Raw genomic sequence first — 10068 nt, 5'->3', positions numbered from 1 at the left:
CAATTGCCACTTTGAGGGGCTGTAGCGCTCCAGGAAGCCCCCAAAACGGCAACTGACCGGCGTGGGGGGCGCGGGAGGCGCGGGGAGCGTGCGCGCGGGAGGCGCGCCCACGAGGTGCCCCGATCTGGGCCCTCCCGCCCGCCGAGGGCCCGGGACGAGTCACCTCGGTGCGGGGTCGCGGGGCGCACGTGTGAGGTCGCCCGGGCCGGGGTAGGGCAGGGGCGACCGACACGAGAGGACGGCCCGCATGACCACCTTCGCCCCGAGCATCCCCGGCTCCCGCACCCCGGAGCCGACGGCGACCGCGCCCGCCGACCCCCGTGACGCCGCCGGCACCGCCCACGCCGCCGGCACCCTCACCGTGCTCGACCCGCGCGACGGCACGCTCGTCGGCGACGTCGCCGAGGCCGACCGCGAGGCCGTGGTCGACGCCGTCCGTCGGGCCCGCGCCGCGCAGGGTGCCTGGATGCGCACCCCCGCCGCCGCCCGCGGCGAGCTGCTGCACGACGCCGCCGCCGCCCTGCGCGAGCGCGCCGACGAGCTCGCCGCGCTCAACCAGCACGAGACGGGCAAGCCGTTCGACGACTCCCGCGGCGGGGTGCTCGCGGGCGCCGACACGCTGCGCCAGTACGCCGAGCTCGGTCCGCTGCACCGGGGCCTCAGCCTCGTCGGCGCCCGCGAGGCCGCCGACTTCACGATCGACCAGCCGCGCGGCGTGGTCGCCGCCGTCACCCCCTGGAACGACCCGGTCGCCGTCGCCTGCGGCCTGATCGGCGCCGCCCTGGTGACGGGCAACGCCGTCGTCCACAAGCCGAGCGAGCGCTCGCCCCACGTCGGCCAGCTGCTCGGCGAGATCGTCTCCGCCGTGCTGCCGCCCGACGTGCTGGTCACCGTCTCGGGCGGCGCCGCCGTCGGGGCCGCGCTCACCGAGCAGCCCGACGTCGACGTCGTCGCGCACGTCGGCTCCACCGCCACCGGCCGCCGCATCGCCCGCGTCGCCGCGCTGACCGGCGCGCACGTCGTGCTCGAGAACGGCGGCGACGACGCCCTCATCGTCGACGCCGACGTCGACCCCGCGTGGGCCGCCGAGCAGGCCGCCATCGGCGCCTTCGCGAACGCGGGGCAGATCTGCACGAGCGTCGAGCGCATCTACGTGCACCGCGACGTCGCCGACGCCTTCGTCGAGGCGCTGGTCGCCGAGGCCACGCGACGCAACGACCGGGGCGAGCTCGGCCCGCTCGTCGACGGGCGCCTCCGTGACGAGGTCCAGCGCCAGGTCGACGACGCGCTGGCGAGCGGGGCACGGGCGCTCGTCGGCGGGGCCGTGCCGAGCGGGCCGGGCTCGTGGTACCCGGCGACGGTGCTCGTCGACTGCACGCCGCACATGACCGTCGTGCAGGAGGAGACCCTCGGCCCCGTCGCCCCCGTGCAGGTCGTCGACGACTTCGACGAGGGCCTCCGCCTGGCCTGCGCCGGGCGCTACGGGCTCGCGGCGACGGTGCTGACGGGCTCGATCGGCCACGCGAACCGGGCCATGGCCGAGCTGCCGGTCGGCACGGTGAAGATCAACGCGGTCTTCGGCGGGGCTCCCGGCGGGTCGGCGCAGCCGCGCGGCGAGAGCGGCGCCGGCTTCGGCTACGGCCCCGAGCTGCTCGACGAGATGACGCTCACGAAGGTCGTGCACTACGGCACACCCGTGCTCGCGGGCGAGCGCCGGGCTGCCCCGACGGCGAGCGCAGGAGGCGCGGACGAGACCGCCGGCACCGCCCGCACCGCAGGCTCCGCCGACACGGCCGCCTCGGCGAGCCGTCCGTCGCCCGAGGCGAGCCCCGCCGCCGTCGCGCCGGTCTCGGGAGTGGCCGCCGCGACGGTCCCGGCTGGCGCCGACGCGGCCGCCACCGACCCCGTCGACACCGCCGCCGCCCCGCCCGCCGCGCCCCGCGCCTCCGCCCCCTCCCCGTCGGCCGACGCCGACTCCGACGCGGCGACCACCGCCTCCACCGGGCGCACGCCCCACCCCCAGGACCCGGCCGAGGGCGGCGACCCCGACGAGGGCACGCAGAGCGAGGGCACCCAGAGCGAGGGCACCGGCGACGAGGGCACCGGTTCGCCCGACGAGCAGCCCCGCGTCCACCTCGCCCAGCCCGCCGAGGGCGACTGACGTGGCGCGCCCCGACCTCTCCGCGGTGCGTGGCCTCAGCCCCGAGGTCGCCCGGGCCCTCCGCGAGGCGGCGCCCGTCGTCAGCGTCGTCGGCGACCTCGTGCTCGACGGCTGGTGGCAGGGCACGACCGAGCGCATGACGCGCGAGGCCCCCGCCCCCGTCGTCGAGGTCGCGACCCGCCGCTACGTGCCGGGCGGCGCGGCCAACACCGCCGTCAACCTCGCCGCGCTCGGGGCCCGCGTGCGCCTCGCCGGGCTGGTCGGCGACGACGAGGCCGGTCGACGGCTCACCGAGCTGCTCGCGGGGCACGGGGTCGACACCTCGGGCGTGGTGCGGGTGCGCGGCCTCGTCACCGTCGCGAAGAACCGGGTGATGGTCGACGACCAGGTGCTCATCCGGCTCGACGACCTCGGGGCCGCGCCCGCGCCTCCCGCGGCCCTGGCGCAGCTCGCCGAGGCCGCGACGGCCCAGGCGACCGGGGCCGACGCCGAGCTCGTCTGCGACTACGGCACGGGCTCGCTGACCGGCCCGGTGCTCGACGCGCTCGTCGCGCGGCCCACCGCCGAGCGCCCGCCGCTGGTGGTGGTCGACGCGCACGACCTGGCTCCGTGGGCGCGCCTCCGCCCGGACCTCGTCACGCCGAACGCCGGCGAGGTCGCCGCGCTCGTCGGCCTCGCGGTCGGCGACGCGCTGCCGACCGACGTGCGCGTCGAGCGGGTCGCCGACGCCGCCGACCGGGTGCTCGCGGCGACCGGGTCGCAGGTCGTCGTCGTCACGCTCGACCACGACGGCACGATGACGCTGGTGCGCGAGCCGGGCGACGGGGGCGTGAGCGCGGGCGAGGACGCCCCCGCAGGCCGGGCGGAGGCGCGGGTCCGGCACCGCACCTGGGCCCGGCGGGCGAGCGAACGGCAGGCCTCCGGCGCCGGCGACTCCTTCGTCGCGGCGCTCACCGTGGGCCGGGCGGCCGGCCTGCCGCTGACCACGAGCGTCGACCTCGCGCAGGCCGCCGCCGACATCGTGGTGCAGCGCTTCGGCACCTCCGTCTGCTCGACCGACGACCTCGTCGTGCACCTCGACCGCACCGGCGACCTGATGCTCGGGGTCGACGAGCTCGTCCGCCGCCTCGACGACGAGCGCGCGGCCGGGCGCACCGTCGTGCTCACGAACGGCTGCTTCGACGTGCTGCACCGCGGCCACACGACCTACCTCACCCAGGCGAAGCAGCTCGGCGACGTGCTCGTGGTCGCCCTCAACGACGACGCCTCGACCCGACGGCTGAAGGGCCCGGGGCGGCCGATCAACGACCTGGCCGACCGCGCCGGGGTGCTCTCGGCGCTGAGCTGCGTCGACTACGTGACGTCGTTCGGCACCGACACGGCGGTGCCGCTGATCCGGCGCCTCCGGCCCGACCTCTACGCGAAGGGCGGCGACTACACGCCGCAGATGCTCGAGGAGACCGCGGCGGTGGTCGAGGGCGGCGGCGAGGTCCGCATCCTCGACTACGTCTCCGACCACTCCACGACCGGCATCGTCGACCGCATCCGCGGGGCGACGCCGTGAGCGGCAGCCGGCTCTGGTCGGGGGCGTGGGCGGCGTCGGCCGTCCTCGGGGAGCGCACCGCGACTCCCGCGCCCGCCGCCGTCGACGTGCTCGTGCCCACGGCCGACCGGTCGGCCGAGCTCGCGGTGACGCTCGCCGGGCTCGCGGCGCAGGACGACCCCCCGTTCTCGGTCGTGATCAGCGACCAGTCGACCGGTGACCCCGACTGGACGGCCCCCGCCGCGCAGGCGATGGTCCGGGTGCTGCGGGCGCAGGGCCGCGCCGTCTCGGCCCACGTGCACCACCCGCGGCGCGGGCTCGCCGAGCACCGGCAGTCGCTGCTCGAGCGGGCGTCGGCGCCGGCCGTGCTCTTCCTCGACGACGACGTCTGGCTCGAGCCCGGCACGCTGGCGCGGATGCACGACGCCCTCGAGCGGCTCGGCTGCGGGTTCGTCGGCTCGGCCGTGCAGGGGCTCTCGTACCTCGACGACGTGCGCCCGCACGAGCGGGTCGCCTTCGAGCTCTGGGAGGGCGGCGTGCAGCCCGAGCGGATCCGCCGCGGCGCCCCCGGCTTCGAGCGCTGGTCGCTGCACAACGCCGCGAACCTCGCGCACGAGGCCGCGGCCCTCGACCTCGAGCCGGGCGACTGGGCCGCCTACCGGGTCGCCTAGGCCGCCGCCGCGCGCGGGGCTCGCCCCGGTGCGACGCCCACCTGCACCCGCGCGGGAGGCGACGCGACGGCGGTGCCGACGCCGCGACTCCCCCGGGGTGCCCAGTCCCGGGCCCTCGGCGCCTCGCAGGCGCCAGATAGCGGCACCTCGATGCGCGCCCGGCATCCGCCGCCGCGCGCTAGGTGAGGCCGACGATCCGCACGTCGACGGAGGCGGGCGGCAGCGGCTCCGCCGCGACCCGCTCGAGGAGGCGCGCGGCCACCTCGCGGGCCACCGCCGGGCCCTGCGCGCCCTCGCCCACGGCGATGTCGAGCGTGACGCGGGTCTCCGCCTCCGCGACGGCGACGCCCACGAGGGGCACCGGGCGACCGCCCTCGAGCGCGGCGGCCGACGACGACGCGTCCGCGCCTCCCCCCGGCCCGCCGCCGACGACGGCGCCGAGGCCCTCGACGGCCTGCCGCACGAGCGAGCCGAAGCCGGGGCGCGCCTGCACGCGCTGGACGCCGGGGCAGGCGGCCGCGAGCGCACCGAGCTCGGCCGCGAGCAGCGAGAGGCGGTCGTCGTCGAGCGGGTCGGCCATCAGAGTCCTCCGTCGGTGTCGAGCAGGTGCACGTCGCGCACGGTCACGTCGACGGCCTCGACGACGAGCTCGGTCTGCGCCGCCAGGTGCGCCGCGACCGCCTCGCGCACGGCGTCGGCCACGTCGGGCACGGTCGTGCCGAAGAGCGCGCTGATCGCGACCTCGACGCCGACGACCGCGTCGGGCCGGTCGACGTCGCCGACGATGCCGCACGAGATGACGACGGCGCCGGGCACCGCGTCGCCGGCCTCGCGGATCAGCGAGCGCACCGCGCCCTCGGTGACGTGCAGGGTGCTCCGCGGGTCGGGCGACGAGAGCGGGATCTCCCGGCCGGTGCGCGACTCGAGCCGCACCCGGCTCATGACGCCGGCGATCCAGGAGGGGTCGGGGGCGGGCTCGGCGGCGGCGTCCTCCGCGACGAGGCCCGCGGTCATCGAGCGGAGGCGCGCGAGGGCCGCCAGCTGCGCCAGCGCCGACGGGTCGGACTCGATCTCGGGGTCGTACGGCTCGCGGCCGGCGTCGAGGTAGTCGCTGAGCCGCTCCATCGAGATCGGGCCGTCGTCGACGACCTCGAGCTCGGCGGCGGGGTCGACGTCGGCGGGGTCGAGCGTCGGATCGACGTCGGCGGGGTCCACCGGCGGGTCGACCACCGGGTCGCTCGGGGCCGCGCCGGCGGGCGTCAGCGGTGTGCGCGTCGGGTCGTCGCTCATCGCCAGGCCTCCATCTCTCGGGTCAGGGTCTCACGGGCCCGCGCGAGCAGGCCCCGGACGGCGGTCACGCTGGTGCCGGTGCGCTCGGCGATGTCAGCGTACGACTCGCCTCCGACCTCGCGCAGGGTCCACACCTCGCGCTGCGAGGCGGGCAGACGGGCGAGCGCGCCGCGCAGGGCGCCCATGGCGTCGGTGGAGGCGGCGACGCGCTCCGGGTCGTCGACCGCTCCGCTCTGCGAGGGCACCTCGAGCTCGTCGACGTCGTCGGCGACGCGGCGGCTGCGGATGAGGTCGTAGGCCTTGCGCGACACGATCGTCATCATCCAGCCGCGCACCGCGTCGGGCGTCTGCAGCCGCGGCAGCTCGCGCCAGATGACGACCGAGGCCTCCTGGACGGCGTCGGAGGCGTCAGCCCGGGAGCGCGTCAGCCGCGTCGCGTAGGCGGTCATCAGGCCCAGGTGGCGGCGCAGCAGCACCTCGAAGGCGCGTTCGTCGCCCTCGGCGGCACGGGTCGCGAGCACCCCGTCGGCTGCACCGGACAGGTCGACCGCCATCGCGCCTCCTCGGTCACCGGGCCCGGCAGAGCCGGGCCGTGTAGGAAATGGAAGGGACGGGGACCGTGACACCCGGGCCTCGGCGTCCGTCTCACTGACGACCGTACCGCCGGGCGCCCCTGGACCGCACCCGGCACCACCGACGCACCGACGAGAAGGAGCAGCCCATGGCCGCCACCGACAAGACCCCGAGCACCGCCACCACCCCCGGCACCGTCGGCACCACGCCGTCGGGCGCGACGATCCCCGCCGCCGGCGCCAGCCGTGTCGACAAGGCGCCCGTCGCCTCCACGACCCCCGCGAGCGGCGTCGGCACCCCGGGCGTCGCCTCGCCCGGCAAGACCGTCATCGCCGACGGCGTCATCTCGAAGGTGGCCGGCATCGCCGCCCGCGAGGTGCCCGGCGTGCACGCCCTCGGCGGCGGAGCGGCCCGCGCGTTCGGCGCCCTCCGCGACGTGATCGGCAGCAGCGACCTCAGCCAGGGCGTGCGCGTCGAGGTCGGCGAGACCCAGGTCGCCGCCGACGTCACGATCGTCGTCGAGTACCCGCAGCCGATGACCCTGGTCGCCGAGCAGGTGCGCGCCGCCGTGGCCCGGGCCATCGAGGACCTCGTCGGCATGCAGGTCGCCGAGGTCAACGTCGCGATCAACGACGTCCACATCCCCGGCGAGGACGACGACGACGCGGCCGGCGCCGCCGCCGCCCCGGGCCGCGTCTCGTGAGCGCCACCGTCGTCGGCATGGCGGTCGGCGCCGTGCTCGCGGTCGTCGGCCTCGAGTGGGGCCTCGGCGCCCTGCTGATCGTCGCGCTCTGCATCGCGGTCGGCGGGCTCGTCGGCCGTGTCGTCTCGGGCCGCACCGACCTGGGCGGGCTGCTCGACGCGCTGCGCGGCCGGCGCTCGTCGTCGTGAGCGCCGGGGCCGGGTCGGCCGCGGCGTCGGTCGGCGGGTCCGCTCCGTCCGCTTCGTCCACCCTGCGTGAGGCGTACGGCGACGGCGACGGGTCAGCCGGGCGCGGGCCGGTCGTGCCCGGGCACGTGAGCCTCGCGGCCCGCGTGCTCACCCGCGTCGCCGCCGCCGTCGTCGCCGAGCAGCTGCGCGTCGACCGCGCGGAGGTGCGCGTCGACGCCTCCGACGACGCCGGCCACCTGGCGCTCCGCGTCACCACGCCCGTGCGGGTGCCCGCGCTCTCCGGGTCGGTGCAGGTGCCTGCGGGAGGCGTCGTCGGCCTCGTGCGCGAGCTCCAGTCGACGCTGACGAGGCGGGTCTCCGAGATCACCGGGCGCACCGTCTCGCGCGTCGACGTGACCGTCAGCCGTTCCCAGCTCGACCGCACCGGGAGGGTCGCGTGAGCACCGCCTCCGACACCACGGGGCCCGGCGTCGCCGGGCCGGACGGCACAGCGCCTGTCGTCACCGCGCCCGACGTCACCGCGCCCGACGCCACCGCGCCCGACGCCGGCGTCCGCTCGGGCCCCGGCCCGGACGTCACGGCGCCCTACCGGCGGCTCGTCCGCCGCGAGAGCCGCGCGAGCCGCTCGGCCAGCGCCGTCGTCGTGCTGGTGGTCGCCGCCCTCGCCGCCGCCTGGCTCGGCACGGAGGCCGTGCTCGCCGCCCTCGGCCGCCCCGCGCTGCTCGCGTCGCCCGTCGACGTGCTCGGCGCCCTCACGACCGCCCTGGGCGAGGCCCCCGGGCTGGTCGTGGCCGCCGGGGTCGCCGCGGCGGTCGTCGGCGTCGTGCTGGTGCTGCTCGGCCTGACCGCCGGCCACCGCGGGCGCCACGAGATCACCGACGAGCGCGTCGCCGCGGTCGTCGACGACACGGTGCTGGCGGCGTCGCTCGCGCGGGTCGCCCGCACGGCCGGGCGCCTCGGCGCCGGGCAGGTGACCGTGTGGGTCTCGCGACGGGAGGCGCGCGTCGAGCTGACCCCCGCCTCCGGGGTGACGGTCGACGAGCAGGGCGTGCTCGCCGCCGTCCGCTCCGAGCTCGAGAGCCGGCCCGTGCAGCCCGCCCTCCGCGTGACCTCGCGCGTCGCCGACCACGGGAGGCTGGACGCGTGACCTCGTCGAACCGGTTCCTCAACCGCCTGCTGCTCGTCGTCGTGGGCGTCGTCGCCCTCGCCGTCGGGGCGTTCCTGATCGTGGCGACGCTGCCCGGGGGCTCGGGCTCCCTGGGCGGGACCGTCCGCGGCTGGCTGGCCGACGCCTCCTCGGCGGTCGCGGACGCCGTCGCGGCGACGCCGCTCGACCCGTCGGGCGCGGGCAGCGCGGACAGCATGGGCGGCGCGGGCGGCGCGGGCAGCTGGCTCGCGGTGGCCCTCGCGGCGCTCTGCCTGCTGCTCGTGATCGTGTTCGCCGTGGCCGCCGTCGCCCACGGTGGCGGACGCACCGGTCGCCTGGTCGTGCACGACGAGCCGGCCGGGTCCATCGCGATCTCGGCCGCCTTCGCCGAGACGGCCGTGGCCGACGCGCTCTCGGCCCGACGCGACGTGACCTCGGTGCACGTGTCGGCGTGGACGGTCCGCGGCCGCCCGGCGCTCAAGGTGCGCGTGCGGGTGACCGCGGGCGCGGCCCCGGCGCCGGTCGTCGCGGCGGCGAGCGACGTGGTGCGCGGTCTCGACCGGGTGCTCGGCGAGGAGGTGCCGGTGCTCGTCGAGGTGGTCGGCGCCTCGGTCGCGAAGCGCGGCAGCGACCCGCGCGTCGCCTAGCCGCGCCTGCCGCGCGGCGCCGCACCCGCGCCATNCCGCGTTCCGTGCGATGAACCGAGCTAGAGCGCGGTTCATCGCACGGAACGTGGTTCATCGCGACTTCCGGGGGCTCAGCGCACCGCGAGCAGGATCTTCCCCGAGTGCTCGCCCGACTCCATGCGCTCGTGCGCCGTCGCGGCGAACTCGAGCGGGAACACGCTGTCGAGCACCGGGCGGACGGCCCCCGACGCGACCATCGGCCAGACGTGCTCGCGCACCTCGGCCATGATCGCGCGGCGCTCCTCGAGCGGGCGGGCGCGCAGCGTGGTGCCCCAGATCCGGCCCCGCTTGCCCATCAGGCGGGCGACGTCGATCGTGGCCGACGAGCCGCCCTGCGACGCGATCACCATGACGCGGCCGCCCACGGCGAGCGCGTCGACGTCGCGCGCCAGGTAGTCGCCGCCGACGAGGTCGAGCACGACGTCGACGCCGCGGCCCCCGGTGAGGTCCTGGGTGACGGCGACGAAGTCCTCCGCCCGGTAGTCGATGCCGCGGTCGGCGCCGAGCTGCTCGCAGAACTCGACCTTCGCGGGGGTGCCGGCGGTGGCGTAGACGGTGGCGCCGAGCGCCTTCCCGATCTGGATCGCGATCGACCCGACCCCGCTCGACCCACCGTGCACGAGCAGCGTCTCGCCGGCCTGCAGCTGCGCCGACATGACGAGGTTCGACCAGACGGTGGCGACGGCCTCGGGCAGCCCGGCGGCCTCGACGAGGTCGAGCCCCTTGAGGTAGGGCAGCAGCAGGCCCTCGTCGACGGCGACGCGGTCGGCGTAGCCGCCGCCGCTGAGCAGGGCGACGACGTGGTCGCCGAGGGAGGCGGTGGTCACCTCGCTGCCCAGGGCCACGACCGTGCCGCTGACCTCGAGACCGGGCCACGACGGGGCTCCGGCGGGCGACGGGTAGTGCCCCTCGCGCTGGTTCACGTCGGCGCGGTTCACGCCGGCGGCGGCGACGTCGACGACGACCTCGCGGGGGCCGGGCACGGGCTCCGGGACCTCGCTGACGACGAGGGCACGGGGCCCTCCGGGAACGGGGACGGTGACGGCACGCATGGGGCCATCCTGCCCCGTCCGGGCCGAGCGCGAGCCGGGCGACCTGGGGACGAC

The 10068-nt window shown here is 77.6% G+C and carries 12 protein-coding genes; 8 read left to right on the top strand and 4 right to left on the bottom strand.

Annotated elements, in window-relative coordinates:
- Positions 1-247 precede the first annotated feature (247 nt).
- The 3 genes from ASF82_RS14345 to ASF82_RS14335 are packed head-to-tail and all read left to right on the top strand — an operon-like array spanning position 248 to position 4375.
- Positions 248-2161, top strand: coding sequence for an aldehyde dehydrogenase family protein (locus tag ASF82_RS14345; RefSeq protein WP_082514666.1), 1914 nt, complete (start codon positions 248-250; stop codon positions 2159-2161).
- Between the two features lies 1 nt (position 2162).
- Positions 2163-3725 (top strand): D-glycero-beta-D-manno-heptose 1-phosphate adenylyltransferase, encoded by a 1563-nt coding sequence (gene rfaE2 / locus ASF82_RS14340; RefSeq protein WP_056058414.1) that lies wholly within the window; start codon positions 2163-2165, stop codon positions 3723-3725.
- On the top strand, positions 3722-4375 hold the full coding sequence (locus ASF82_RS14335) for a glycosyltransferase family A protein (protein ID WP_056058411.1): 654 nt from the start codon (positions 3722-3724) through the stop codon (positions 4373-4375). Before rfaE2 ends, ASF82_RS14335 begins: the two co-directional genes overlap by 4 nt.
- Positions 4376-4553: 178 nt before the next feature.
- Here the strand turns inward: ASF82_RS14335 and ASF82_RS14330 are convergent, their stop codons facing one another.
- Genes ASF82_RS14330 through ASF82_RS14320 form a run of 3 tightly spaced genes read right to left on the bottom strand, consistent with a single transcriptional unit; the run spans position 4554 to position 6219 of the window.
- On the bottom strand, positions 4554-4955 hold the full coding sequence (locus ASF82_RS14330; protein ID WP_056058409.1) for a hypothetical protein: 402 nt from the start codon (positions 4953-4955) through the stop codon (positions 4554-4556).
- Positions 4955-5665, bottom strand: coding sequence for an Asp23/Gls24 family envelope stress response protein (locus tag ASF82_RS14325; protein ID WP_056058405.1), 711 nt, complete (start codon positions 5663-5665; stop codon positions 4955-4957). The genes ASF82_RS14330 and ASF82_RS14325 overlap by 1 nt, the downstream gene beginning before the upstream one ends.
- Positions 5662-6219 carry an RNA polymerase sigma factor gene (locus ASF82_RS14320; protein ID WP_056058403.1) on the bottom strand — a complete coding sequence of 186 codons (558 nt, stop codon included), beginning with the start codon at positions 6217-6219 and terminating at the stop codon, positions 5662-5664. The genes ASF82_RS14325 and ASF82_RS14320 overlap by 4 nt, the downstream gene beginning before the upstream one ends.
- A gap of 167 nt (positions 6220-6386) precedes the next feature.
- Here ASF82_RS14320 and ASF82_RS14315 point away from each other — a divergent pair, with 167 nt between their 5' ends.
- The 5 genes from ASF82_RS14315 (at position 6387) to ASF82_RS14295 (ending at position 8923) form a co-directional block, all read left to right on the top strand.
- The gene (locus tag ASF82_RS14315; RefSeq protein WP_056058399.1) at positions 6387-6941 is read left to right on the top strand and encodes an Asp23/Gls24 family envelope stress response protein; all 555 of its coding nucleotides are present in this window, start codon (positions 6387-6389) and stop codon (positions 6939-6941) included.
- Positions 6938-7129 (top strand): hypothetical protein, encoded by a 192-nt coding sequence (locus tag ASF82_RS14310; protein WP_056058394.1) that lies wholly within the window; start codon positions 6938-6940, stop codon positions 7127-7129. Before ASF82_RS14315 ends, ASF82_RS14310 begins: the two co-directional genes overlap by 4 nt.
- A gap of 113 nt (positions 7130-7242) precedes the next feature.
- Positions 7243-7569, top strand: a complete 327-nt coding sequence (locus ASF82_RS14305; protein ID WP_156370167.1) for a hypothetical protein — start codon at positions 7243-7245, stop codon at positions 7567-7569.
- A complete protein-coding gene (locus ASF82_RS14300; RefSeq protein ID WP_056058389.1) occupies positions 7566-8276 on the top strand; it encodes a hypothetical protein in 711 nt (236 codons plus the stop codon). The genes ASF82_RS14305 and ASF82_RS14300 overlap by 4 nt, the downstream gene beginning before the upstream one ends.
- Complete coding sequence (locus tag ASF82_RS14295) at positions 8273-8923, top strand: hypothetical protein (RefSeq protein ID WP_056058386.1); 651 nt, start codon at positions 8273-8275, stop codon at positions 8921-8923. Before ASF82_RS14300 ends, ASF82_RS14295 begins: the two co-directional genes overlap by 4 nt.
- A gap of 110 nt (positions 8924-9033) precedes the next feature.
- On the opposite strand, the gene ASF82_RS14290 is transcribed toward ASF82_RS14295, so the two are convergent.
- Complete coding sequence (locus tag ASF82_RS14290; RefSeq protein ID WP_056058383.1) at positions 9034-10014, bottom strand: NAD(P)H-quinone oxidoreductase; 981 nt, start codon at positions 10012-10014, stop codon at positions 9034-9036.
- Positions 10015-10068: the final 54 nt, after the last annotated feature.

This window comes from Frigoribacterium sp. Leaf164 (genome assembly GCF_001423665.1).
In the GTDB taxonomy this organism is placed as follows: domain Bacteria; phylum Actinomycetota; class Actinomycetes; order Actinomycetales; family Microbacteriaceae; genus Frigoribacterium; species Frigoribacterium endophyticum.
The sequence above is the reverse complement of the archived record's forward strand: the minus strand, read 5'-3'. Positions and strand labels throughout refer to the sequence as shown.